At 71.6% G+C, this 25589-nt stretch carries 17 protein-coding genes and 1 pseudogene; 7 read left to right on the top strand and 11 right to left on the bottom strand.

Annotated features, from left to right (window positions below; all coding sequences use genetic code 11):
- Nucleotides 1-174 precede the first annotated feature (174 nt).
- The 4 genes and pseudogenes from OG272_RS36165 to OG272_RS36150 all read left to right on the top strand — a co-directional run.
- Nucleotides 175-635 (top strand): annotated as a pseudogene (locus tag OG272_RS36165) (citrate/2-methylcitrate synthase); the annotation flags it as partial.
- Between the two features lie 143 nt (nucleotides 636-778).
- Entirely contained in the window at nucleotides 779-1717 is a 939-nt protein-coding gene (locus OG272_RS36160; RefSeq protein WP_327727521.1) for a sucrase ferredoxin, read from the top strand.
- A gap of 227 nt (nucleotides 1718-1944) precedes the next feature.
- Nucleotides 1945-3714, top strand: coding sequence for a sensor histidine kinase (locus tag OG272_RS36155; protein WP_327727522.1), 1770 nt, complete (start codon nucleotides 1945-1947; stop codon nucleotides 3712-3714).
- Entirely contained in the window at nucleotides 3711-4391 is a 681-nt protein-coding gene (locus OG272_RS36150) for a response regulator (protein ID WP_326576281.1), read from the top strand. Before OG272_RS36155 ends, OG272_RS36150 begins: the two co-directional genes overlap by 4 nt.
- Nucleotides 4392-4478: 87 nt before the next feature.
- Here OG272_RS36150 and OG272_RS36145 read toward each other — a convergent pair whose 3' ends face one another.
- The 3 genes from OG272_RS36145 to OG272_RS36135 form a co-directional block, all read right to left on the bottom strand.
- Nucleotides 4479-6071 carry a cation acetate symporter gene (locus OG272_RS36145; protein ID WP_405895508.1) on the bottom strand — a complete coding sequence of 531 codons (1593 nt, stop codon included), beginning with the start codon at nucleotides 6069-6071 and terminating at the stop codon, nucleotides 4479-4481.
- Entirely contained in the window at nucleotides 6068-6607 is a 540-nt protein-coding gene (locus OG272_RS36140) for a DUF485 domain-containing protein (protein WP_326576285.1), read from the bottom strand. Before OG272_RS36140 ends, OG272_RS36145 begins: the two co-directional genes overlap by 4 nt.
- A gap of 182 nt (nucleotides 6608-6789) precedes the next feature.
- A complete protein-coding gene (locus tag OG272_RS36135; RefSeq protein WP_326576287.1) occupies nucleotides 6790-8913 on the bottom strand; it encodes a DNA topoisomerase IV subunit B in 2124 nt (707 codons plus the stop codon).
- A 467-nt stretch (nucleotides 8914-9380) separates the two neighbouring features.
- Between OG272_RS36135 and OG272_RS36130 the strand changes: the two genes are divergently transcribed.
- Nucleotides 9381-9611, top strand: a complete 231-nt coding sequence (locus OG272_RS36130) for a hypothetical protein (protein ID WP_013000244.1) — start codon at nucleotides 9381-9383, stop codon at nucleotides 9609-9611.
- A gap of 138 nt (nucleotides 9612-9749) precedes the next feature.
- On the opposite strand, the gene OG272_RS36125 is transcribed toward OG272_RS36130, so the two are convergent.
- From OG272_RS36125 to OG272_RS36095, 7 genes are all read right to left on the bottom strand, one after another.
- The gene (locus OG272_RS36125) at nucleotides 9750-10565 is read right to left on the bottom strand and encodes a serine protease (protein WP_327727523.1); all 816 of its coding nucleotides are present in this window, start codon (nucleotides 10563-10565) and stop codon (nucleotides 9750-9752) included.
- Between the two features lie 145 nt (nucleotides 10566-10710).
- Nucleotides 10711-12252: an RNA polymerase sigma factor gene (locus OG272_RS36120; RefSeq protein ID WP_327727524.1), complete on the bottom strand. Its 1542-nt coding sequence runs from the start codon at nucleotides 12250-12252 to the stop codon at nucleotides 10711-10713.
- A 629-nt stretch (nucleotides 12253-12881) separates the two neighbouring features.
- Nucleotides 12882-13769 carry an FCD domain-containing protein gene (locus tag OG272_RS36115; RefSeq protein ID WP_326576294.1) on the bottom strand — a complete coding sequence of 296 codons (888 nt, stop codon included), beginning with the start codon at nucleotides 13767-13769 and terminating at the stop codon, nucleotides 12882-12884.
- A gap of 185 nt (nucleotides 13770-13954) precedes the next feature.
- Nucleotides 13955-16036 (bottom strand): ATP-binding cassette domain-containing protein, encoded by a 2082-nt coding sequence (locus tag OG272_RS36110; RefSeq protein WP_405895507.1) that lies wholly within the window; start codon nucleotides 16034-16036, stop codon nucleotides 13955-13957.
- A 297-nt stretch (nucleotides 16037-16333) separates the two neighbouring features.
- Entirely contained in the window at nucleotides 16334-17092 is a 759-nt protein-coding gene (locus OG272_RS36105; RefSeq protein ID WP_326576298.1) for an NUDIX hydrolase, read from the bottom strand.
- Nucleotides 17093-17245: 153 nt separating this feature from the next.
- The gene (locus OG272_RS36100) at nucleotides 17246-19456 is read right to left on the bottom strand and encodes a glycogen debranching N-terminal domain-containing protein (protein WP_327727526.1); all 2211 of its coding nucleotides are present in this window, start codon (nucleotides 19454-19456) and stop codon (nucleotides 17246-17248) included.
- A 353-nt stretch (nucleotides 19457-19809) separates the two neighbouring features.
- The gene (locus OG272_RS36095; protein WP_327727527.1) at nucleotides 19810-21351 is read right to left on the bottom strand and encodes a DUF4192 domain-containing protein; all 1542 of its coding nucleotides are present in this window, start codon (nucleotides 21349-21351) and stop codon (nucleotides 19810-19812) included.
- Between the two features lie 132 nt (nucleotides 21352-21483).
- On the opposite strand from OG272_RS36095, the gene OG272_RS36090 reads away from it, so the two are divergent.
- Both OG272_RS36090 and OG272_RS36085 read left to right on the top strand, forming a co-directional pair.
- Entirely contained in the window at nucleotides 21484-23664 is a 2181-nt protein-coding gene (locus OG272_RS36090) for a RecQ family ATP-dependent DNA helicase (protein WP_327727528.1), read from the top strand.
- Between the two features lie 256 nt (nucleotides 23665-23920).
- Nucleotides 23921-24547, top strand: a complete 627-nt coding sequence (locus tag OG272_RS36085) for a hypothetical protein (RefSeq protein ID WP_326576306.1) — start codon at nucleotides 23921-23923, stop codon at nucleotides 24545-24547.
- A gap of 406 nt (nucleotides 24548-24953) precedes the next feature.
- Here the strand turns inward: OG272_RS36085 and OG272_RS36080 are convergent, their stop codons facing one another.
- A complete protein-coding gene (locus OG272_RS36080) occupies nucleotides 24954-25559 on the bottom strand; it encodes a hypothetical protein (protein ID WP_326576308.1) in 606 nt (201 codons plus the stop codon).
- Nucleotides 25560-25589: the final 30 nt, after the last annotated feature.

Here is a 25589-nt window from a genome sequence, read left to right as displayed (position 1 = left end):
CCACTCCCGATCGGAAGAAAAATCGTCAAGAGCGACGGAAATCGGAGAAGTTTATATTCCGGATCCTCCGAGAGACAGCAACTCCTTTCACATGGTCGGCACCGGAACCGGCACATCCGGTCCCACAGAGCGCGCCACCGGGCGGATGATCTTCGACTCCTCCGCCTGTTCGAGCTCGCGGTCCGTGTCACCGCGTCGGCACGCGCCCACACGTACGCTGCCGTCTCGGCCGGCCTCGGCGCCCTCGAAGGCCCGCCGCACGGCACGGCCGGCGCCCTCGCCCACCGACTGCTGCTCGACGTGCTGGACCACGGCAACGCGGCTCCCGTGATCGCGGACGAACTGCGCGTCGGCCGCGGCATCCCGGGGTGAACACCCGCCGCTACCTCTACGCGGGCGAGGATCCACACGCGTGTGCCCTGTTCGCGCTCCCGGAGGACGTCTTCCAGGCGGCACCCGCCCTCGCGGTCCTCACGGTCTCTTTCGGCAGGCCCCTGCCGTGAGCGAGACCGTCTTCGCCGTGGCCCGCACGGCGGGCTGGGTCGCCCACGCCCCTGGAGGAGTACGGTGAGCGCCCGCTGCGCATGCGGCCGAGCGGCCAGTACGTGGGAAAAGGGCCACCGCGAGCACTCCCGGGCAGCGCCGCCGCACCCGCGCCTCGCGCCACCACACCCCCGAACCCCACTTCGGGCCCGTATGCGCCCCTTGTGGGCCGCGTTCGCACCCCTTCGGCCCGGCCGGAATTCGCTCGCGGGGAACTCAGGTTAGGCTCACCTCTGTGAGTACGTGCACATCCGCGTCCCGACACCTCGACGAGCCTCTCGCCGGGACCGCCGCCACGGCGAGGACATGGCTGCTGCTGGAACAGCCGGGCCCCTGGGGTGTCCAGGCGCTCACGTCGAGCCATCTGGACCCCGTGCTCGGCCGCGCCCTCGAAGCCGCGGCGAAGGACACCGGCGTACGCGTGGCCCTGATCCGGCGGCCCGGCCGCCACGCGGACTGCCGCGGGGTCCACGAGCGCCAGGTGTACGTGGCCCACTCCGATCCCGGGAACGTCTGGTTGCACAGCGCCACGACGTCCGACCCAGGGCACCTGCTCGACCTCGATTTCACGGCCCTCGGCCGGGGCGACCACCACACCTTCGGGACGGTTCTGCGGGGACGTCCCCACACCGGCGACCCTCTCGCGCTCGTCTGCACCAACGGCAAGCGTGACCGCTGCTGCGCCCTCCTCGGCCGACCGCTCGCCGCCGAGCTGGCCGCCTCCGGAGTCGAGGGCACCTGGGAGGTCACCCATCTGGGTGGTCACCGTTTCTCCCCCACCCTGCTCGTGCTGCCCTTCGGATACGTGTACGGCCGCGCGGGGGCCCATCACGTCAAGGAGGTCCTCCAGGGCATACGGGAGGGCCGTGTCGTCACCGACGGATGCCGCGGGAGCTCCGCATGGGAGCGCCCCGGACAGGCGGCCGAACTGGCGGTGCGTACCGAGACGGGCGAAGCGGCGGCCGACGCCCTCACCGTCCTGCGCACGGACGGGGCGGCACCCCGCTGGGACGTGACCGTCGCCCACACCGACGGCCGCCGCTGGACCGTCGCCGTCTCCCAGGGCGCCGCCCAGCCGCCCCGCCCGGAGAGCTGCGGCTCCCCGCTGGGCTCCCCGGCGAGGATGGACGTACTGACCGTACGAGAGCTCTCCCCGGCCACCCTCGCCCGCTAGCCGACCGGCGAGCCTGTCATGGCCAGGCCCTGCGCCCACGCGGTCGGACAGCCACACCACATCCCAGCTCCCAGCTCCCAGCTCCCAGCTCCCAGCTCCCAGCTCCCAGCTCCCAGCTCCCAGCTCCCAGGAGCCGTTCCGGTCCCGCCGCCGCAAACACCGGTCGCCTGAGATCCGCGCCACACCCCACTACGACCGGCCCACCCCGTCCACGTACCGTCATGGGTATGAGCCCCACTCCCCCCGCACGCCGCCTGCGTCTCGGGATGCCGCGGCGGGTGTTTTCGCAGGTCCTGCTGATGCAGGTGGCGATCGCCGCCGGTGTCGCCGTCCTCGCGACCGGGCTGTTCCTCGCGCCGCTCAGCGACCAGCTGGACGACCAGGCGATGCGCAGGGCCCTCGCCATCGCCCAGACCACCGCGGCCCAACCGCAGATCGCAAAGGACCTGGTGTCGACCAAGCCGTCCGTGAGCGGTCCCGTGCAGGTCGAGGCCGAGCGGATCCGGGAGGCCAGCGGAGCCGAGTACGTCGTCGTGATGGACCGGGTCGGGGTGCGCTGGTCGCATCCCGACCCGGCGGAGATCGGCGGGCTCGTCTCGACCGACCCGCGTCGTGCCCTGGCCGGCGACGAGGTCATGGAGATCGACTCGGGGACGCTGGGGCGCTCCGCCCGGGGCAAGGTGCCGTTGCGGGACGCCGACGGGAAGATCGTCGGCGCCGTCTCGGTGGGCATCGAGTACGACAGTGTCCGTGCCCGGCTCATCCACGCGATCCCCGGGCTCCTGGCCTACGCCGGCGGAGCCATGGCGGTCGGGGCGCTGGCCGCGTACCTGATTTCCCGACGGGTCCATCGACAGACCCGTGACCTGGCCTTCTCCGACATCGCGGGGCTGCTGGCGGAACGTGAGGCGATGCTGCACGGCATCCGGGAGGGTGTGGTCGCACTGGACCGCGCCGGGCGCGTGCGCCTCCTGAACGACGAGGCGCGGCGACTGCTCGGGATAGGTGACGAGGCGGTCGGCAGGTCACTCGACGACGCGCTCGGCTCCGGCCGTACGACCGATGTGCTGGCCGGCCGGGTCACGGGCACCGATCTGCTGACCGTGCGCGGTCAGCGCGTGCTGGTCACCAACCGCATGCCCACGGACGACGGGGGTGCCGTCGCCACCCTGCGCGACCGCACCGAGGTGGAGCAGCTCGGCCGCGAACTCGACTCCACGCGCGGCCTGATAGACGCCCTGCGCGCCCAGGACCACGAGCACGCCAACCGCATGCACACGCTCCTCGGCCTGCTCGAACTGGAGATGTACGACGAGGCCGTGGAGTTCGTCGGCGAGGTGGTCGGCGACCACCGGGCCACCGCCGAGCAGGTCACCGAGAAGATCCACGATCCGCTGCTCGCCGCGGTCCTGGTCGGCAAGGCGACCGTCGCGGCCGAGCGCGGAGTGGCCCTGTCGGTCGCGGGCGGCACGATGCTGCCGGACCGGCTCATCGACCCCCGGGGGCTGGTCACCATCGTCGGCAACCTCCTCGACAACGCCCTGGACGCCGTCGCGGGCACGCCCCACGCACGCGTGGAGGTCGATCTGCGTTCCGAGGGGCGTACGGCGATCCTCCGGGTACGCGACACCGGCCCCGGGGTCCCGCCCGACAAGCGGGAGTTGATCTTTACGGACGGCTGGTCCACCAAGACCCCGCCGGCCCACCGCGAGCGCGGCATCGGGCTCTCCCTGGTCCGCCGGCTCGCCGAGCGGCAGGGAGGCAGCGCCCGGGTCACGGAGGCGGAGGGCGGCGGCGCGGAGTTCACCGTCGTACTGCCCGACGCCCTCGCGGAGCCCGGCCTGGTGACACAGACGTCCGTACCGACGCTCAGCTCTACGGCACCCGACGACGGGCCGGCCCGGCAGGACGAGCCGACGGCCGACCGCGACGGGCGACCGGGCCCCGGGCAGGGGCCCGAGGCCGCCATCACAGCCGCCGACAAGGAGTCGCGATGATCGAGGTCCTCATCGTGGACGACGACACCAGAGTCGCCCGCGTCAACGCCGCCTACGTGGAGAAGGTCGCCGGTTTCCACGTCGCCGGTGTGGCCCACAACGCGGCCGAGGCACTCCACCGGTTGGACACGCTGCCGCATGTGGACCTGGTCCTCCTGGATCACTATCTGCCCGATGACACGGGCCTCGTGGTCGTCCAGGAGATGCGACGCCGGGGCCATCAGTCCGACGTCATCATGGTGACGGCGGCCCGCGACGTCTCGACCGTCCAGGCCGCGATGCGCCAGGGAGCGCTCCAGTACCTGGTCAAGCCGTTCGCGTTCGCCGGGCTGCGGGCGAAGCTGGAGGCGTACGCGGAGCTGCGGCGCACCCTGGACGGCGGCGGCGAGGCCGAACAGGCCGAGGTGGACCGGATCTTCGGCGCCCTCTCGGCAGGCGGCGAGCCGGACCTGCCCAAGGGCCACTCCCCGACCACCACCGAACTCGTGCGCCGTGCCCTGATGACCGCCGAGGGCGCGTTGTCCGCCCAGGAGATCGCCGAACGGACCGGTCTGAGCCGCCAGACCGCCCAGCGCTATCTGAAGCTCCTGGAACGCACGGGACGGGCCCGACTCACTCTCAAGTACGGCGACGCCGGCCGCCCGGAGCACCGCTACGAGTGGGCGACCCGTCCCTGAGGAACCGCCGGAGCGCTTCCCACACGCCCTGAGCGCTCCCCTGAAGCCCGTACGCCGCCGAACGCGCCCCGGCTGCCCCTCCGGCCCTCACACCGCCCCCGCGCCCGTCAGCGACCGGACCTCGGTCTCCGCGTGCTTCGCCTCGTCCGGCGGCTCGGCCGAGGTGACCGTGCCGAGCCAGCCCGCGAGGAAGCCCAGCGGGATGGAGACGAGGCCCGGGTTCTGCAGGGGGAAGTACTGGAAGTCGACACCGGGGAACAGCGAGTCGGGGCTCCCCGAGACCACCGGCGACAGCAGTACGAGAACCATGGAAGGGACCAGCCCGCCGTACACGGACCACACCGCGCCCCGTGTGGTGAAGCCGCCCCAGAACAGCGAGTACAGCAGCACGGGCAGGTTGGCGGAAGCCGCGACCGCGAAGGCGAGGCCGACGAGAAAGGCCACGTTGAGGTCCTTGGCGAGCAGCCCGAGCCCGATCGCGACCGCGCCGATACCGACGGCGGCCGTGCGCGCCACAGCGACCTCGCTGCGCGGCCTGGACCGACGACGGCGCAGCGACGCGTACAGGTCATGGGCGACGGACGCCGACGAGGCGAGGGTGATGCCGGCGACGACCGCGAGGATCGTGGCGAAGGCGATGGCGGCGACGATCGCGAACAGAGCCGTTCCGCCAGTGGAGCCCGCGCCCCCGCCCAGATCGAGGGCCAGCAACGGCACCGCCGTGTTCCCCGCCGCGTTCGAACCCCGTACGGCTTCCGGGCCGACGATGGCGGCCGCGCCGAAGCCCAGCACGATCGTCATCAGATAGAAGCCGCCGATGAGGCCGATCGACCAGACCACCGAGCGGCGCGCGGCCCGCGCGGTGGGCACCGTGTAGAAGCGCGACAGGATGTGCGGCAGCCCGGCCGTGCCCAGCACCAGGGCGAGTCCGAGGCTGATGAAGTCGAAACGCGCGACCCAGTCGCCGCCGTACTTCAGCCCCGGCGCGAGGAACGCGGCACCATGTCCGCTGCGCTCGGCCGCCGTCCGCAGCAACTGGTCGAAGTCGCCGTGGAATCGCACCAGGACGAGCACGGTCAGCGCGATCGCCCCGCCCATCAGCAGGACCGCCTTGACGATCTGGATCCAGGTGGTGGCCCGCATCCCTCCCAACGACACATAGACGACCATGAGCGCGCCGACCCCGATGACCGTCCAGGCCTGCGCCGCCTCGCTCTCTCCCCCCAGCAGCAGCGCGACGAGGGTGCCCGCTCCCACCATCTGCGCCACCAGATACAGAACGGACACGGTCACCGAGGAAGTTCCCGCCGCGATCCGCACCGGCCGCTCGCTCATCCGCGCCGCGACCACGTCGGCCAGCGTGAACCGCCCGCAGTTGCGCACCAGTTCGGCCACCAGGAACAGCACCACGAGCCAGGCGACCAGGAAACCCACGGAGTACAGCAGTCCGTCGTACCCGAAGAGCGCGATGAGCCCGGAGATGCCGAGGAAGGAAGCGGCGGACATGTAGTCGCCCGCGATGGCAAAACCATTCTCCATCGGCGAGAACAGCCGCCCGCCGGCGTAGAACTCCTCCGCCGAGCCGTGCCGGTTGCGGCTCACCCACGTCGTGATGCCCAACGTGACCGCCACGAACGCGCTGAACAGCAGCAGCACCAGCGTCTGATGGTCGGCGGTCACCGCTCGCCCCCTCTGACGCCGCGCGTCAACTCCTGGGTGTCCCAGCGCAGATCGAGGGCCGGCCGATCCCGGCGCAGCCTGGCGTGCCGCGCGTACGCCCAGGTGAACAGGAACGTCGTGAGGAACTGTCCGAGCCCCGCCAGCATCGCCACGTTCACCGCGCCCGCCACCGGCCGTGCCATCAGCCCCGGGGCGGTGGTCGCCGTCACGACGTAGGCCACGTACCAGCCGAAGAAGACGGCGACGCCCGGAATCACGAACCTGCGGTAGCGGCTGCGCACCTCCTGGAAGGCGGCGCTCCGCTGGACCTCCAGATAGACGTCCGCCGCGCCCCCGCCCCGGCTCTCCCGCGCCTCGGCCACGACCGGGGCCGGCCCGCCCGTGCCGTCCAACTCCCCCCAGCCGGAGGCCAGCGCGTCGTACCAGGGATCGTCGAACCGCACGGCCTCGTCGGCGAGGCCGTGCCCCTCGTGCTGCTCAACCGGGCTCTCAGAACCACCCCCGCGTCGGCGGGGACGGCCGGTGCTTGACTGCATGCCCAAGCATGGACAGAACGGAAAGATCCCCGACGTACTTCTTCACAATTCTTCACCCCATCAGGTGAAGCACCGGCCAGCCTCCCCCACCCCCGCGCCGTTCCGAGGACGGGCACCCCCGGCACACCCCCGACCCACAACGAACCGAAGGCGCCCCGGCCCAAGCCCAGCCCAGCCAGCGGCTAGGCGTCGATGCGCGACCGGTCCAGCGTCGCCGCCGAGCTGGAGATGAACTCCTTGCGCGGCGCGACGTCGTTCCCCATCAGCAAATCGAACACCTGCTCGGCAGCCTCCAGGTCCGACAGGTTGATCCGCCGCAGCGTACGGTGCCGCGGATCCATCGTCGTCTCCGCCAGCTGGTCCGCGTCCATCTCGCCGAGGCCCTTGTAGCGCTGGATGGAGTCCTTGTACCGGACTCCCTTGCTCTGGAACTCCAGCAGCTTGTCGCGCAGCTCACGGTCCGAGTACGTGTAGACGTACTTGTCCTGCCCCTTCTTGGGCTGAACCAGCTCGATCCGGTGCAACGGCGGCACGGCGGCGAAGACCCGCCCGGCCTCGACCATGGGCCGCATGTAGCGCTGGAAGAGCGTCAACAGCAGGCACCGGATGTGCGACCCGTCCACATCGGCGTCGGTCATCATGATGATCTTGCCGTAGCGAGCCGCGTCGATGTCGAAGGTCCGCCCCGACCCCGCCCCTATGACCTGGATGATCGCGCCGCACTCGACGTTCTTGAGCATGTCGGTCACGGACGACTTCTGGACGTTGAGGATCTTGCCCCGAATCGGCAGGAGCGCCTGGAACTCGGAGTTCCGCGCGAGCTTCGCCGTGCCGAGAGCCGAGTCGCCCTCGACGATGAACAGCTCGCTGCGCTCGACGTCGTCGCTACGGCAGTCGGCGAGCTTGGCGGGCAGGGACGAGGACTCCAGGGCCGTCTTGCGACGCTGCGCGTCCTTGTGCTGACGTGCGGCGATGCGCGTGCGGGCGGCAGCGACGGCCTTCTCCATGACGACCCGCGCCTGAGCGGCGGCGTCCCGCTTCGTGGAGGTCAGGAACGCCTTGAGTTCTTTGGCGACCACCTGCGTCACGATGCGCCGGGCCGCCGAGGTGCCGAGGACCTCCTTGGTCTGGCCCTCGAACTGCGGCTCGGCGAGGCGCACGGTGACGACGGCGGTGAGGCCTTCGAGCGCGTCGTCCTTGACGACGTCGTCCTCGGCGACGCGCAGCATCTTCTTGGCCCGCAGCACCTCGTTCATCGTGGAGGCCACGGCCTGCTCGAAGCCCGCGACGTGGGTGCCGCCCTTGGGGGTGGCGATGATGTTCACGAACGACTTGAGGGTCGTGTCGTAGCCGGTGCCCCAGCGCATGGCGACGTCGACGCCGAGTTCGCGGGTGACCTGGGTGGGCGTCATCTGGCCGTGCTCGTCCAGGACGGGCACGGTCTCCTTGAAGATGCCCTGTCCGGAGAAGCGGAGGACGTCGCAGACCGGCTTGTCGGAGGCCAGGTACTCGCAGAACTCGCTGATGCCGCCGTCGAAGCGGAACGACTCCTCGCCCTTGCTGCCGCCGTCGCCGAGGCCGAACTCGTCACGGACGACGATCGTCAGGCCGGGCACGAGGAAGGCGGTCTGCCGGGCGCGCTGGTGCAGGTGATCCAGCGAGAGCTTGGCGTCCTTGAGGAAGATCTGGCGGTCGGCCCAGTAGCGCACACGGGTGCCGGTGCGCGTCTTGGGGATCCGCTTGCCCTTGCGCAGACCACCGGTCGCCTCGAACTTGGCGTCCGCGCCGATGCCCGCGAAGGCACCGGGCACGCCGCGCCGGAAGCTGATCGCGTGCGTGCCGCCATTGCGGTCGACCTCGACGTCCAGGCGGGCGGAGAGCGCGTTCACCACCGAGGCGCCCACGCCGTGCAGACCGCCCGAGGCCGCGTACGAACCGCCGCCGAACTTGCCGCCGGCGTGCAGCTTGGTCATGACGACCTCGACACCGGACAGGCCGGTCTTGGGCTCGACGTCGACCGGGATGCCGCGGCCGTTGTCCCGCACCTCGACGGAGGCGTCGTCGTGGAGGATCACCTCGATGTGGTCGCAGTAGCCCCCGAGGGCCTCGTCCACGGAGTTGTCGATGATCTCCCATAGGCAGTGCATCAGGCCTCGACTGTCCGTCGAGCCGATGTACATACCGGGGCGCTTCCGCACGGCCTCGAGCCCCTCGAGGACGAGCAGGTGCCGCGCGGTGTAGTTGGAACCGTCCCGGTCTGATCCGGTCAGCAGCGCTGTGGACGGCACGGACGTATCGGCGGTCACGCGGTTCGCTCCTCGCTGAATTTCAGGTGAGGCCCTTTTGGGTAAGAGGCCGGGCTCTGTTGCCGGTCCGAGGGTACCGAGGCCTGGTAGAGCCGTTGTAACGCCACCCTCGTCCGAAACTCAGAGTAGTCCAGAGTCGCATACGCGTTCGATCCCTCGATGGGGTGAAGTACATATCACGTTCCCTTCCAGGCATGAACCATTTAGGCTCCGGGCACGTCCTCATGAACAACCGGCAACCCAGCCGGGAGGACCGTACAACCGAAACGACAACCCCCAGAACCACCGACAGACAGCGCGAACCCGTACGACACGAAGACACGCACTACGGCTCATTCGCCGCCAACCGGCAGCAGACAGCCGGCCCGGAAAGATTTTTTCGAGTTAAAGCCGCGAGCGGGAACGTTTTCGGCCTGGTTGGATGTTGACCCTGGTACGACAGCTCGTCGAGCTAGAGAAGAGGCGACGTGACTACTGTTCTGACCCCCGCGACCCCGCTGACGGCCGCTGACCGATGCGACCGCTGCGGCGCCCAGGCCTATCTGCGCGTCGTCCTGCTGAGCGGTGGAGAACTGCTGTTCTGCGCCCACCACGGCCGCAAGTTCGAGCCGGAGCTCAAGAAGATCGCCGCGGAGATACAGGACGAGACGGAGCGACTCACGGCCGCTCCCGCGACCGCAGAAGAGGACGAGCGCTGACGCTTCGCACCTACGACGAGCCGCCACCGGCTCGAGGCCGGTGACCGGGCGGCCACTCCCGTACACACGGGGTGGCCGCCCGCTCTCGTCCCGCACCCTCCATGACGTGCGAGCCGCGCACCGCGCCGCAGCACCGTCTCAGCGGCTCCCCGCCAGCACCCGGGCCACGTACGAGCCCCTGGTGTAGACGCCCGGACTCTCGGCGAGCCCGCAGCCGCTGCCCCACGACACGAGCCCGACCAGCTTGCCCTGGGCCACCAGCGGCCCTCCGCTGTCCCCCTGGCAGGCGTCCCGGCCGCCGTCCCGCTCCCCGGCGCACACCATGGAGCCGGACAGATACCTGCCGTCCGCACTGCCCGGATAGGCCCTCTCACAGACGGCGTCCTCCAGCACCTTCACCGGCGCCGCCCGCAGGCTCTGCGCGTAGTCGCCGGCGCCGGTGGTGTCCCCCCAGCCGTAGACCGCGGCCGACGTGCCCGGCACGTATGCCGTGTCACCGGCCTCCGCCAACCCGATGACGGAGCTCTCGGGCAGCGGTGAGGCGAGGGTGACCACCGCGAAGTCCCCGGCATTCGTGTAGGGGTCGTACTCCGGGTTGACCCAGGCGCCGCTCACCGGGATCTCCTGACCTTCGGCCGACTCCAGTGCGGCGCGACCGGCGATGATCCTCAGATCGGGGACACGCTCCGGAGGACCTCCCAGCACGCCCTCGCTGAGGCAGTGGGCGGCCGTCAGGACGGTCGAGCGGCCGACCACGACACCGCCGCAGAACTGTCCTGCCCGCATACCCCCGAACCGGTCACGACTGGCCAGCGCCACCGTCCAGGGCGCCTCCGAGATCTCGATCGGATGGCCGCCGATGACGATCTCGGCCGTCGCCGGCGGCGGTGCCGCCAGTGGTATGACGGCCGTGGTGGCCGCGACGGCCAGCAGCCGGGCGAACGATCGACGCATGCGCGCTCCTCACTCTGGGACTTGGATGGCACACCCAGAGTGATCCACCAGCTCGGCTTCCGCATGCCACACACACCCCGAAGGCCCGGTTCCTTCGAGGGAACCGGGCCTTCGGGGACCGACCGCGTGCAGTGCCGTGCGCGACCTAGTCGAGGTAGTCGCGCAGGACCTGCGAGCGGGACGGGTGACGCAGCTTCGACATCGTCTTGGACTCGATCTGGCGGATGCGCTCACGCGTGACGCCGTACACCTTGCCGATCTCGTCGAGGGTCTTCGGCTGACCGTCGGTGAGACCGAAACGCATGGAGACGACGCCCGCCTCGCGCTCGGAGAGCGTGTCGAGTACGGAGTGCAGCTGCTCCTGCAGGAGCGTGAAGCTGACCGCGTCGGCCGGGACGACGGCCTCGGAGTCCTCGATGAGGTCACCGAACTCGCTGTCGCCGTCCTCGCCCAGGGGGGTGTGCAGCGAGATGGGCTCGCGGCCGTACTTCTGGACCTCGATGACCTTCTCGGGGGTCATGTCGAGCTCCTTGGCCAGCTCCTCCGGGGTGGGCTCGCGGCCCAGGTCCTGGAGCATCTGGCGCTGGACGCGCGCGAGCTTGTTGATGACCTCGACCATGTGCACCGGGATACGGATGGTGCGGGCCTGGTCGGCCATCGCGCGGGTGATCGCCTGACGGATCCACCAGGTGGCGTACGTGGAGAACTTGTAGCCCTTGGTGTAGTCGAACTTCTCGACCGCGCGGATCAGGCCGAGGTTGCCCTCCTGGATGAGGTCCAGGAAGAGCATGCCGCGGCCGGTGTAGCGCTTGGCCAGGGAGACCACCAGACGGAGGTTGGCCTCCAGGAGGTGGTTCTTGGCCCGGCGGCCGTCCTCGGCGATGATCTCCAGCTCGCGCTTGAGCTTGGGGGCGAGCTTGTCGGCGTTGGCCAGCTTGTCCTCGGCGAACAGACCGGCCTCGATGCGCTTGGCGAGCTCGACCTCCTGCTCGGCGTTGAGCAGCGGGACCTTGCCGATCTGCTTGAGGTAGTCCTTGACCGGGTCGGCGGTGGCACCGGCGGCGGCGACCTGCTGGGCGGGCGCGTCGTCCTCGTCCTCGTCGGACAGTACGAAACCGGCGTTCTCGGTGCCCTCGGGCTCCTCGCCGGGCTTGCCGCCCGGGGTCTCCTCGACGACCTCTTCGTCGACCAGCTCGACGTCGTCCTTCTTGGAGGTGGTCTTCTTGGCCGCCGTCTTCTTGGCGGCGACGGTCTTCTTGGCGGGGGCCGCCTTCTTGGCGACCGCCTTCTTGGCGGCAGCCTTCTTGGCGGGGGTGGCGTCCTCGGCGGCGTCGGTCGCGGGCACCGCGGGAGCGGCTGTGGCGGTGGCCTTCTTGGTGGTCACCGTCTTCGCCGCGACCGTCTTGGTGGCGGTGCGCTTGGCCGGACTCTTCGCTGCGACGCTCTTTCGGGTGCGCTTGGGTTCCGCGGCACTGACCATCAGCGTCACACCCTCTTCCTCGAGGATCTGGTTGAGGCTGCGCAGTACGTTCTTCCACTGAGTGGCCGGAATCTGGTCAGCTTCGAAGGCCCGACGCACATCGTCGCCGGCGATCTGCCCCTCAGCCTTTCCCCGCTCAATGAGCGCCATGACAGAGACGGACTCGGCGATCTCCGGCGGGAGCGTACGGGATGTGCTGGCCGACACGAACAACCTCTCGGAACGTTGGAAAACGGCTTCCGGCCCAGTCCACTGTGGACCGGAGCCGACCACCGGCTTGGGAGTGGGCCGACGGTGCGGGCGGGGGCCGGGAAGATGCACAGCGCCGTGAACGGCGTCCGTATTCCCTCCGCGGCTGTCGCCTCTTAGGTCATCGCGCTGCTCCCGCGAGCGTTACGCCCAATCTGCGTGGCCCGAGTCACACCCCGTAAGCGCGCAAAAACGGTCAGATACTGCCAGATGTAATTGATCAAGGCCACAACCGGTTCTGTTTGGATGAGTACCCGATCGATTCCCGAACGAACTCCTCAATGAGGATCACCGTCCCCAGTGAGATCCGGCACCCACGCCGGGGTCCACCACCACGTCGGCACGCACCGCTCCCGCCGGGGCCCACCGGCCCCGTACACACGAGTCGCTCCGGCAGGACGGGGCACCCACGAGACACGGCGCCCCCGCGCGCTCCGGCCAGCACGCCCGCCGTCCGTCGTGCCGCCGGGCCCCGCCGAATCCCGGGAGGATCCGATGGGGCCCGGCGGCACGGGTCCGCCGGTCGAGCGACGCCACGGAAGGACTTCCGCCCCGGCCGTGCCGCCCTTGACCCGCTCTCGGCGCCGTCAGTGCTCGCGCGGCGCGGGCACCACACGCTCCACCTCGGGATGGGAGGTGAGCAGTTGACGCGTGGCCGCCTCGGCAGCCCCTCCGTCGCCCGCCGCGAGGGCGTCGACGATCCGGGCGTGGTGCACCAGTGCCGACTCGGTCGCCCGGTCACAGCCGATGACCGGACCGCCGGAGACCTGCAGAGCCGAGGAGACGATCCCGGAGAGGTGCTCCAGCATGCGGTTGCCCGCGAGCTGGATGAGCAGCGAGTGGAACTCGGCGTCCGCGCGCGAGAAGGTCAGCAGGTCGCCCTGGGCCAGGGCGTGACCCATGAGCTCGACCATGTCGCCGAGGCGCTGCTGAACGTCGTCACGGCCGTGCCCGGCGGCGAGGCGGGCGGCGAGCGGCTCGATCGTCCACCGCAGCTCGCTGAGCTCGCGCCGCTGGTCGTCCCGCTGCGGACCGAAGGCCCGCCACTCGATGATGTCCGGGTCGAGCAGGTTCCAGTCGCTGACCGGCCGGACGCGCGTGCCGACGTTCGGGCGGGCGCTGACCAGGCCCTTCGCCTCCAGGACACGCAGGGATTCACGGACGACGGTGCGGGAGACCTCGAACCGCTGGCCGATCTCCTCGGGCACGAGGGGGCGGTCAGCGCCCAGGTCGCCGGAGACGATCATCTGGCCGAGCTGCTGGACGAGTTGGCCGTGCAGCCCGCGTCCGCGGCTCCCGGCGGCGCGGCGGCCCACGCGCCCCAGCTCGGGGTCCGCGCCGTCCCAGGCGGGGAGGCCCACGCGGTCGACGCCAGAGGGCTCGGCGTACGGGTATCGGTCGAGTTCGCCCGGTCCTGCGAGGCCTGAGTCGGCGGAGCGGGCGGCGGTCATCATGGTGTGCGCAAGGGTACTCACGCATCCTTTGTCGGCTGCGTTCCCAACTCCCTTGAGGTCTTTGGTGAAAAGCACACGAAAGGGTGATCGCTCACCCCGTCGCAATTGACGCCTTATCGGAAAGAAATGGGCGTTCTACGAGGAGTTGTGCGCATTGCGCCAACGGAAGAGCACGGACGGTGAGCACGAAAGGATGACGACGATCATCACCGGACCCGGCCGCGCAGGTTGGTGAGCACGTAGGCCCCCAGCAACGCGACCAGCGACAACAGCAGCGCCCCGCCCACGGGTTGGGTGATCGCCCGCGCCACTGCCTCCAGATGGCGCTCTCCCCCGAACGGCCACTGCACCAGTACGAGCTCACGCAGCCGCATCGGAAACCCGACCGCACTCCGCACAGATGACCCCTCCAGCACCTTCTGCACCAGGGGTACGACGAGGAGGGGCACGGCGACCACGGCCGCGAGCCCGGCTGACGTCGACCGGAAGACGCCGGCCGCGAGCACCCCCGCCCAGGAGCACCCGACCACGAGGCCGACCCAACTGGCGCCGAGGGGGAGCCAGTCGGCAGGAACCGAAATGAGCTCCGGTCCATAGACGAGATAGAGCACTTCGAGGTCGCAGCCCACAGCGAGAACGGCCAGCAGCAGCGCGGTGGCCGCCGCCACGAAGAGCTTCGCGACGAGGAGCCCCAGCCGGCGGGGGACGGTGCCACGGTCCGCGGCCAGAGCGGGGTGGCGGAACTCGTCACCGAAGGCGATGGCCCCGAGCAGCCCCGCACCGATGGCGGCGGGAGGCAGCGGCAGCTCTCGCGGCCACGCGGCGAGCAGCCGCGGCTGCGGGGTGTGCCCGATCCTGGCCAGGAGCACCGCCATGAGGGCGGAGGTGACGAGCACGGCCGCGGCGGTGACATACGCGGTACCTACGCCGCCCGCCCGGCGCAGCTCGTAGCGCAAGGGACGCAGCGGGCTCGGCGCCGAGCGCACGGCAATGGGCGGCGGGAGCATCGGCAGCGGGCCCGCCTCGGACGCCCGGGCGGGACGCGGCTCAGGGTGAGCGTCGGGCGAGGGGGCGGTGTCGGGTTCGGAGTGGGCACCGGGTGCGGAGTCGGGATGCGGTCCGAGGTGAGCACGGGGCCCGGGGTCCGTGTGCGGCGCGGAACCCGCGTGAAGTCCGGGGCCGACGAGCGGCGCCGGGTTGCTCTCCGGTACCCCGTCAGCCGGCGTCCGCGGCTCCGCCACGGCCACGGCCTCCCGAGGCTCTTCGGCGAACGCTTGGTACCCCTCGACCAGAGCCTGGTCCGGCCCCTGGTCCTGCCCCTGGTCCAGCCCCTCGGCCTCCTGGACCGATGTCTGAGCGTTCTCGGCCGACTCCGGGTCACCTTCGACCGCCGATGGCGGCATCGCCGACGTAGGACCCATGTCCCCGATCTCGTCCGCGAGTTGGTGGACGAGGATGCCGTGTCGGAAGGCGGTCTCGCCGATCTCGGCGCAGGTACTGCCGTACACCGACAGCCGGTTGCCCCCCTCCCGCACGATCTCCACGGAACGCCGTGCGGTCCGGGCCTCCTTGGTGAGCAGCGCCCCGAGCCGGGCGGCGTGCGGGGTGCGCACGGCGATCCTGGGCCGGAGCCGGGTCCGGGAGAAATCGGCGACCTCCTGGTCGGCGACGAGCTGGCCCCCTTCGAGGGTGAGGACCCGGTCTGCGGTCCGGGCGGCCTCCTTGGGCTCTCGGGTGGTGAACAGGACCGTACCGCCCTGGTCGGCGTGCGCCCGCATGATCCCGTGCAGCCACCGACCTTCACGGACGGCCAGCCCGGCGGCGGGGTCGTCCAGCACGAGCGTGTGCGGGTCGGACAGCAGGGCACAGGCCAGGCCGAGGCGGCGGTCCATTCCCCGCGAGAGCGTGTTCAGTCTCGCCTCGCACAGGCTGACCAGGCCCACGACCTCCAGGACTTCGTCGGCGCGCCGTGTGGGCAGCCCCGCAGCCGCGCACAGCATGCGCAGATGCCCTCGGACCGTGCGGGCCGGGTGTCCGGGCACATCGCCGAGGAGGACGCCCACCTCGCGCATGGGGTGGGCGATGCGGTGCAGGGGGCGGCCTCTGAAGTAGGCGACCCCACGGCCCTGTTGGAGTTCGAGCATGAGTTTCAGCGCTGTCGACTTGCCCGCTCCGGGGGCCCCGAGGAGTGCGGTGACGCGGCCGGAGAGCGCCTCGAAGGACACATCGTCGACGGCGGGCGGAAACTCCTTGCGGGGATTGCTGGTCAATCCGATGGCCTGAATCACCTGAAGCAAGATAGCGCGGTATGTCCGTTTTTTCGGGCACCTTGAGGCTCACTTCCTGGGCAGCGTCACAGCTGCTGGGCGAACCGTTCACCGATGGTGGGCCCACGCCTCGGGCTCGCCCTCCCCGCGAGCCTTGCCGGAGCTGCGCGACCAGGGGGCTTCTGATGGATCTCCGTGGAGGAAGGAGTGGCGGTCGGTGCGCGCTCTCGGCGTGCCGGGCGTCGCGACGCCGCGGAAATCCATCAGAAGCCCCCTGGGCCGCCGTACGCGGCGGCGAGGGCTCCGGCTTCGCCGCTTTCAGACCTCGGGACGCAGCATCGGCGGGTTGAGGAGGGTGGCGCCGCCGGCGCGGAAGAGCTGGGCCGGGCGGCCGCCCTGCCGCGTGGTGGTACCGCCGGTGGGCACCAGGAAGCCCGGCGTACCCGTCACCTTGCGATGGAAGTTGCGCGGATCCAGCGCCACGCCCCACACCGCCTCGTAGACGCGCCGCAGCTCACCGACCGTGAACTCGGGCGGACAGAAGGCCGTGGCCAGCGAGGAGTACTCGATCTTGGAACGGGCGCGCTCCACCCCGTCCGCGAGAATCTGCGCGTGGTCGAAGGCCAACGGAGCCACCGGTTCGCCGTCACGCCCGTAACCGCCATGCTCCAGCAACTCCTCGACGGGCGCCCAGCGTGCGCTGTTGGCGTCCCCTCCCGGGCGGGGCGCGGGCAGGTCCGGGGCGAGGGCGAGATGGGCGACGCTGACTACCCGCATCCTCGGGTCGCGTTTCGGGTCGCCGTAGGTCGCCAACTGCTCCAGGTGCGCACCGTTGTCCTGCGCGGGCTCGGACGGTTCGTGGGCGGTCAGCCCGGTTTCCTCGGCCAGCTCCCGCGCCGCAGCCTGCGACAGGTCCTCGTCCGGCCGCACGAACCCACCGGGCAACGCCCACCGCCCCTGGAACGGCTGTTCGCCACGCCGTACCGTCAGCGCGCAGAGCGCGTGGCGACGGACGGTCAGCACGACCAGGTCCACGGTGACAGCGAAGGGCGGGTAGTCCGACGGGTCGTAGGGCATGCCGCGATCATAGTCGTCTGCCTGACGATAAACACTCCCTTCGCCGGTGACTACCCCACTTGATCCACGTCTGTCGGTCACCGATCTCGGGGCCGGCGGCCGGCCTCATGGACTCGGCTCGCGATCTGTCCTCCCCTGAGGCATCACGGGAGGTCACACTCCCAACTGCAGTCCGTCGGCCGCCTCCTCGACCAAGGCGAGCCCCAGCCGGCTGACGCGTACGGCGAACGGGGCGCCCGCGACGCGCAGTCCCGTCATGCCGATCTCCCCCAGGGGCACACTGCGCACCGGACGCAGGGTCACCGTCCCTGCGGGGGCGTCGGGACGGATGCCGACGAGGGTGGTGAGCAGCAGCACCCCGGCGGCCGCCGCCGTCGCGGCCGGTCTGCAGGAGGCGGGGTGAGGCAGCGGGGCACCCCCTGCCTTCCGCTGCTCCCCCGCGTACATCTCGGGCAGCCGATGACCGAAGCTCTCCGCCGCCGCCAGCACTCCCCGCAGGAGCGAACTCGCCTCCTTCTCGTAACCCGCGGCCGCCAGCCCCGCGACCGCGATCGCCGTCTCCTGCACGCGCACGGCACCGCTGCGATGGCCGAAGGGGTTGTACGCGGCCTCCTTCGCACCCAGGCTCCGCAGCCCCCACCCCGAGTCCATGGCGGGCCCTCCGAGCAGCCGCGCGAGCTGCTCGGTCCGCACCTTGTCGAGCAGCCCCTGAGCCTGCTCTCCCGAGCCGAGCAGCCCGGTGTCCAGGAGGTGGGCGGCGCCGGCGCCCAGGTGCGGCACGAGACGCCCGTCCGGAGTGCGGGCGGCCGCCGGTCTGCCGCCGCCCCGGTCCTCTACCCAGAAGTCGGTCCCGAACCGGGTCCGCAGGTCTCTCGCCCAGTCCCGCAGCTCGGCGCCGCCGGGCCGGCCATAGGCGTCGAGGAGATCGGCACCCAGCAGCGCGGCCCGGTGGGCATGTGCCTGGGTCTCGCAACGCAGCGGTCCGCCGGGGCGCGGGTCGGGCAGATAGGCACCGCTTCCGGCGGCGGCCCGAAGCCACCACAGGCAGCGCTCGGCGGCGGGCAGCAGCTCCTCGGTCTCCTGCTCGGGGAGTCCCCATCGCCGGGCCTCCGCGAGGAGCACGGGGAACAGGAGGGTCGCCTCGGTGCCGGTGCAGCCCGGCGGCAGATGTGGGCCCGCGTCCCGTCGAGGGCCAGGGATCATGCCGGATTGTGCTTCCCGGCCCGCGAGTTGGGTCCGGGCGAGGGTGCGCAGGGTGCCTGCGGCGAGGCGCGTGCCGAGCGGCAGGGTCATCCGGGCCGCTGCCAGCGCGTCGGCCGGAGCCATGCCGCAGCGCCAGGGCGCGCCCGCCGCGAGGTGGGTGTCGGACGGGTTCTTCGGGTCGCGCAGCAGCAGGGCCTCAAGGTCCTCCAGACAGGTGTGCAGCAGGGCCTGCGCCGCCGGGTCGTCGCCTGCGGACCGGGCCTGGGCGAGGGGGCTCGTGGCGCCCCGTCCGACCGGTCTGATGGGTCCCGCGCCGTCCGGGCGTACCCGCAGCTCCACGCTCCGGGTCCCGCCGGGCGGCAGTTCCAGCTCCCAGCGCAGCAGTCCCGCGGAGGCCAGGGCGTCGGCGGGCGGAGGATGGGCGGTCACCGTGGAGTGTCCATCGGCACAGGACCAGCGGAGGCCGGAGTCGTGGACGCTCGCGGGCAGTTCCGGGCCGGCGCTGCCGGAGGCGACGGCGCCCAGTGCCGCGAGATCCGTCCCCAGGGACACCTCGACGGGCAGGCGAAGTGGGCGGCGGGCCGTGCTGTGCAGGGTGATCCGCTCGGTGCCGTCCGCGTACCGCGTGCGTTCGACCATGACGTCCGGGTCTGGCCCGGTATCGGCGGACATACGCAGTGTCGCCACGAACCGGGCTCGGTCGGCGGAGAGCATCCGCGCCTGCACGGCGAGCGGCTCCCGTCCGGCCACCCGCACCTGGCAGCGGGACAGCATGCGCCGTCCGGCGCGGTAGAAGCCCTCCAGTCCACTGCCGTTCAGCTGGCCCTGGTCCGTCGAGATCGCGAGGCCCGGCAGGGCGACGCAGATGAGCGTGGTGTGGGCCGGTGGCAACTCCGCGGGGCGGCGCGGGGCGGCGGGCGGCGCCTGCGAGGTCGAAGCTCTCGTACCTGTGGGCGGCGGCCCCGGAGAGCCACCCGTGGCGGGTGTGAGGGCCACCGGTCCGCCCGGGCTCCCTGGGCGTGAGCCCGTGGGGCGGACCGCCGGACTGCGGATGTCCGTGCGTGGAGCATGGGTGCCGTCCCCGCGAGCCCGGGTGGGCTGGGCGGACCTGCGGAGGGGCGGGACGTCGTCGTGGGCGTCGGGCATGAAGGGCAGGGGCATGGGGCGGCTTCTTCTGTCTTCGGCGCGTGTGGGGTGCGCTCGGCACCAGGTGGGGAGCCGGAGAGGGACGGGGTGACACGGCGGCGAGGTCAGGCCACGGGTACCGCCACACAGGTGAACGGAGCTGCTCCGCTCCGGGTCACGCCCCCGTCCCGGGAAGCCGACCGAATGGCGGCTTGGTGGTGCTGGTGGAGTGGCCGCGAAGCTGCGGGCGGCCGGGCGGGGCAGCGCGGTCATGTGCGCCCGGAGCCAGGGGGACGCGCTCAGCCGACCCCAGAAGGCGGGCAGTGCGCTCAGGAACGCTCCGATCCGGGGCGGCACAAGCATGCGGGACCCGAGCTGGACCTGCGCGCTCACGACTCCCCCTCTGTGGGCTGCCCTCCGCCACCGCGGCGGACCCGTGCCCGACCGCTCGCACCGTCGGCCGTACGTCCCGGCCGCCGACCGGCGGGCGGGTTGCCGTCGGTGGAGCGTGCGCGGCGGGCATGAGCAGCTCCCGGAGATCGCCGGGCGGGGCGAGCCTCGGGGCTTCCTTCCGAGCGTGGCCTGCGCCGGCGCCGGGTGCCGGCGGCGACGCAGGGCCGGTCCGTGGTCGACGTGGCATCGGGAGACTTGCCGGAGGGGCTCTTTTCGCTGCCGGCGTCTGCACCCGCCGTGGCCGCCGCCAAGTCGCGTCCCCTGCGCTCCGCACGCAGACAGCGGCGAATGGACTCGGGGTCGAGGCCCTCATTGCAGGCCTGGTGGAGGAGGCGGGCGAAGAGGTAGTCGGGGTCCGCGGCCAGGGCCATGGCCAGGGCTTCGCGGGCCTCCAGTTCGTCACCGGAGGACCAGGCGACCCAGCCGACGAGTGTGAGCGGGGCGGCGGCATGCTCACCGTAGGGGCCGACGCAGCGGCGGGCGAGGGCGCGCCAGAGGCGGAGGGCCGCGTCGGCTTCGTCGCCTTCCATCCACTCGGCGGCGCGGTCGCGGGTGGCGCGGTCCTGGAGCCCGAGAATCAGGGTGGCCGCGTCGTCGTGCCCGACGAGTTCGTCGTCACGGAGGTCCGCGTCCAGCGTGCCGGACACGGTCGGGGTGTCCGCCAGGCGGCCCATGAGGCGCTGGGCCACGGCGAGCGTCTCCTCCGCCACGTCCGCGCGGTTCTCCGCGTCCAGGATCCGCGGAACGAGGGCGGACTGCGCGGCGTCGAGCGCGGCCTCCTGTCGCAACGCGGCAGCGGTCTCCCACGGCAGGAGCCTGGCCCGCATCTCCTTCAGCGTGCCGCGCACCTGAAGGCCGGCGTAGGTCGCGGCGGCGGCCAGCACGGAGGTGCCCGGCAGCCCCATCTGCTCTCCCTCGGCCGAACAGCATCCGTTGCCGGGACAGCAGTAGGACCAGAAGCGGCCGTCGGAGATGCACAGGGCCTCCACCACCGGCACGTCCAGACTGCCGCAGGCCCTGCGCAGCAGCTGTGCGAGTGGCCGCAGGCGTTCCATGACCTCGCGTGGTGACTCACCGCTCGCCGGGTCCTGGCAGAGGAAGGCGACCATGCTCTCCGGTTTGACACCCCGACGCTCACTTCCGGTCACCAGTCCATGGGCCAGTTGTTGGGCGACGGACGGCCAGTCGTCCGTCTGGGCCGGGATGCCGAGCCGTGCCCGCCCGCCGAAACGTCCGCGGGCGTCCCGGTCATGCAGTGCGACGAGGACGATGCTGTCCTCGGGGCGGTATCCGAGCAGGTAGGGCAAGGCATCGGCGAGTTCGGCCGGTGTGCGGAGAGTGACCTGCTGTTCGTCGCGGGGGCCGGCGGTCGCGCCGTGCCCCAGGTAGGCGGAAGGCTCGCGGCTTCGCCCGCATCCGTTCTGCCCGCTGATGTCACTGTTGCCGGAGGTCCCGGACGCTTCGCTGTGATTCGTCATGCGGCGACCATCTCGCGGATCTTGAAATTCCGCTTTGCCCTGTGGATAAGTCCGACCATGACCACGTCAGAAGCTGTCCACAGTTCGCCCGCTCGTTCGCGCGATGTCCGAGGCATCGGGTTGCATGGGGCCATGAGCGACGAAGACCTGCCCACCATGGACCGCCAAGATCTGCGTACGGCCGCCGATGCCGTGCTCTCCCGCCTCGTCGGCGCCCCGGCGGGCGACGCGCGGCTGCGCGAGGACCAGTGGTACGCCATCGAGGCGCTGGTCGCTGAGAAGCGCAGAGCCCTGGTGGTGCAGCGCACGGGCTGGGGCAAGTCCGCGGTGTACTTCGTCGCGACCGCGCTGCTGCGCCGGCGGGGCGCGGGCCCCACCGTCATCGTCTCCCCGCTCCTGGCCCTCATGCGCAATCAGGTGGAAGCCGCCGCCCGCGCCGGAATCCGCGCGCGGACCATCAACTCCTCGAACACGGAGGAGTGGGACACGATCCGCCAGGAGGTCACCGCGGGTGCGGTCGACGTGCTCCTGGTCAGCCCCGAGCGGCTCAACAACCCGGACTTCCGCGACCAGGTCCTGCCCGAGCTGGCGGCGGCGACCGGTCTGCTCGTGGTCGACGAGGCGCACTGCATCTCGGACTGGGGTCACGACTTCCGCCCCGACTACCGCCGGCTGCGCACCATGCTGGCCGACCTGCCGCCCGGTGTCCCGGTGCTCGCCACGACCGCGACGGCCAACGCGCGCGTGACGGCCGATGTGGCCGAGCAGCTGGGCACCGGCGGCGGCACGGACGCGCTGGTCCTGCGTGGGCCCCTGGACCGGGAGAGCCTGAGCCTCGGTGTGCTCGAACTTCCGGACGCCGCCCACCGGATGGCCTGGCTCGCCGACCACCTGGACGAGCTGCCGGGCTCCGGGATCATCTACACGCTCACAGTGGCCGCCGCCGAGGAGGTCACCGCCTTCCTCCGCCAGTGCGGGCACACCGTGACGTCGTACACCGGAAAGACGGAGAACGCGGACCGGCAGCAGGCCGAGGAGGACCTGCTCGCCAACCGGGTCAAGGCCCTGGTCGCCACCTCCGCGCTGGGGATGGGCTTCGACAAGCCCGACCTGGGTTTCGTGGTGCACCTGGGCTCGCCGTCCTCTCCCATCGCCTACTACCAGCAGGTGGGCCGCGCGGGCCGTGGTGTCGAGCACGCCGAGGTGCTGCTCCTGCCCGGCAAGGAGGACCAGGCGATCTGGGAGTACTTCGCCTCGGTCGCCTTCCCTCCCGAGGAGCAGGTGCGCCGCACCCTGGACGTCCTCTCGCGCGCGGAGCGGCCGCTGTCCCTCCCCGCCCTCGAACCGCTGGTGGAGCTGCGCCGGTCCCGGCTGGAGACGATGCTGAAGGTCCTCGACGTGGACGGTGCGGTCCGACGCGTCCAGGGCGGCTGGGTCTCCACCGGCGCCCCCTGGACGTACGACACCGAGCGCTACGCCTGGGTCGCCAAGCAGCGCGCGGCCGAGCAACAGGCCATGCGCGACTACGTCGCGACGTCGGGTTGCCGCATGGAGTTCCTGCGGCGGCAGTTGGACGACGAGGAAGCCGTCCCGTGCGGGCGTTGCGACACCTGCACGAAGCCCAGGTTCCCGGAGTCCGTCTCCCCGGCGGCGCTGGACGCGGCGCGCGGCGAGTTGGGGCGCGCGGGTGTCGAGGTCGAGCCGCGCAAGATGTGGCCGACGGGGCTGCCGGCGGTCGGGGTCAATCTGAAGGGGCGCATTCCGGCCGGTGAACAGGCTTCTCCGGGGCGGGCGTTGGGACGGCTGTCGGACATCGGCTGGGGCAATCGGCTGCGGCCGATGCTGGCACCCCAGGCCCCGGACGGGCCGGTACCGGACGATGTGGCGAAGGCCGTGGTCGCCGTGCTGACGGACTGGGCGAAGGGTCCCGGTGGCTGGGCCTCCGGGCAGGCCGACGCCCAGCCCCGCCCGGTGGGTGTCGTCACCATGGCGTCCCGTTCCCGGCCGCAGTTGATCGGTTCCCTGGGCGCCCGGATCGCCGAGATCGGCCGTCTGCCCCTGCTGGGATCGGTGGCGTACACCGGCGCGGTCTCCCAGGTCACCCGGAGCAACAGCGCACAGCGACTCAAGGCGCTCGACGGAGCGCTGACCGTGGCCCCCGAACTGGCCGCCGCCCTCAACGATGCCGACGGGCCCGTGCTCCTCGTCGACGACGCCACCGAGACCGGCTGGACACTCGCGGTCGCCGCGCGCGTGCTCCGGCGCGCGGGCGCACAAGGGGTGTTGCCGCTCGTTCTCGCCGTCCGGGCGTGACCTGCCGTCAACCGGACGGCGGCCGGGTGCCGCCTGGGCGTTGCGGTCGAGTCCTCTGCGCAGGGATATAAGCGGTGGATCACCACAAAACTGTCAGTGGCCCCAATTGCTCGTTGCCGCAACCAAGTTCGCCAGGAAGAATTGGAGTCCGCTCCCCGCACGGCCCATCGTGAATCGGTAGGGCTTCTGCTGCGGCGTGCGCTCCCCCAAGTCCGACCCCCGCCCGCAGTGTGGGCGCGTAGCCGAAGGGAGGATCGTGACCTTCGGATTCGCTCCGTCCTCGGCGGCCTCCGTGTCGACCTCTGCCGACCTGTCCGCCGCTTCCGCCAACCGGATGCTCGAGCCCGCGGAATGGGCCGCCGCCGGGATTCCGCTGCTGCGCAATCCCCGAGAGGTCGTCAGCGGGCTGCACGCGCGGCATCAGCCCCGGCCCGCGACGGCGGTCATCGCCGTCCTGGATCCGGACGAACGGTTGAGGGCGAGCGCCTCGTTCATCCGCCGTTCGGCCCCGGCCGACGGCTGGATGTTCCGCAACGCACTCCTCGCCCAGCTGCGCCGGGTCATTCCGCACGACCTGCGTCGGCGCACTCCGGTGCGTACGGCTGTGCTGCTCTACTGCCGTGACGGCGACGCGCGTTGGACGGAGGAGGACGGAGCGTGGATGTGGGGGCTGCGGGACGCCTGCACGCTGCACGGGCTGCGCTGCGGGGCGTACATCACGCTGACACGTGACGGCTGGCAGGTCCTCGGCGAGGGCCGCGGCGGCCGCCGTCCCCACGCGGACTCACCGGCCGAGCCCTTTGCCACGGCCGTGGCCCCGCCGCCCATGCCACGGACCGGTGGCGTCGCTTCGGAGGTACTGCGCCGAGCCGCGGCGCGCTGAGCTCTCGGCTCCCGGCGCGGCGACGACGAACGCCCGCACCCGCGCACACCCAAGCCTGCGGGGGTGCGGCAAGGAGCCCGACCCCGAGCGCCACCCCTCAGCCAGCCCACGCAGCATCCGGCCCGCACCGCACCGCACCGCACCGCACCGCACCGCACCGCACCGCACCGCACCGCACCGCACCGCACCGCACCGCACCGCACCGCACCGCACCGCACCAAGAGTCATGCGGCACCCGTCGGCGAAACATCCCGCGACGCGCCACCGGACATGCCGAAACACCCCGCAGGCACGCCGAAGCGCCCCGTCGCGGGGTGTGGCCGCAGTGATGCCCTGATCGTTCTCCGGGCACGCACGGCTCCCCGGTGAGCCCTGACGGGCCGACCGGGACCAGGGCCGCAGTGGCTCAGACTCCGGCGCCCAGCACCGAGTTGATCGTCTGCGGGTCACCGCACACGATCAACAGGGCTGTGGCCCGGCCGAGGGCCTTGGGCAGCGCCTGAGCGGTGACGGAGTCGGTTCCGCCGTTGACGGCGACCACGACCACGGGACGCGGCGCGGCCCGGTCGGTGGCCGAGGCATCGGCGTAGAAGACGTCGTCGCCCGCGTCGTGCTGCGCCCAGTAGGCGGCCTCGCCGAAGGAGAGCTCGTGGTCGGCCCACGGATGCGACTCGCCGGTGGTGATCACCAGCACGTCGCCGGGGGCACGGCCCGACTCCAGCAGCAGGTCGACGGCTTCCTCGGCGGCGTCCAGCGCACCCTCGACCGAGGCCGGGATCAGCTGGATCTGCGGGGTGGCGGCAGGAGCGGACGGCGCGGGCTTGGCCGCGGCGTGCGCCGCGCGCTGGGCCGGCACCGGCCGGGCGGGACCCGGACGACCGGGCCGCGGCGGAGCCGCGGGTCGGGGACCGGGTACGGGACGGGGGGTCGGCGCGACCCGGCCGCTGGCCGGAGTGGCACGCGGGCCCTGGGCACTCTCGTGAATCTGAGGCTCCTCGGGAATGAGAGGCATGAGCTGATGTTTATCAAACGCCGGTGCGAC

It is taken from the genome of Streptomyces sp. NBC_00104, assembly GCF_045160825.1.
Taxonomy (GTDB): domain Bacteria; phylum Actinomycetota; class Actinomycetes; order Streptomycetales; family Streptomycetaceae; genus Streptomyces.
This window is presented reverse-complemented; position numbering and strand designations above follow the sequence as displayed.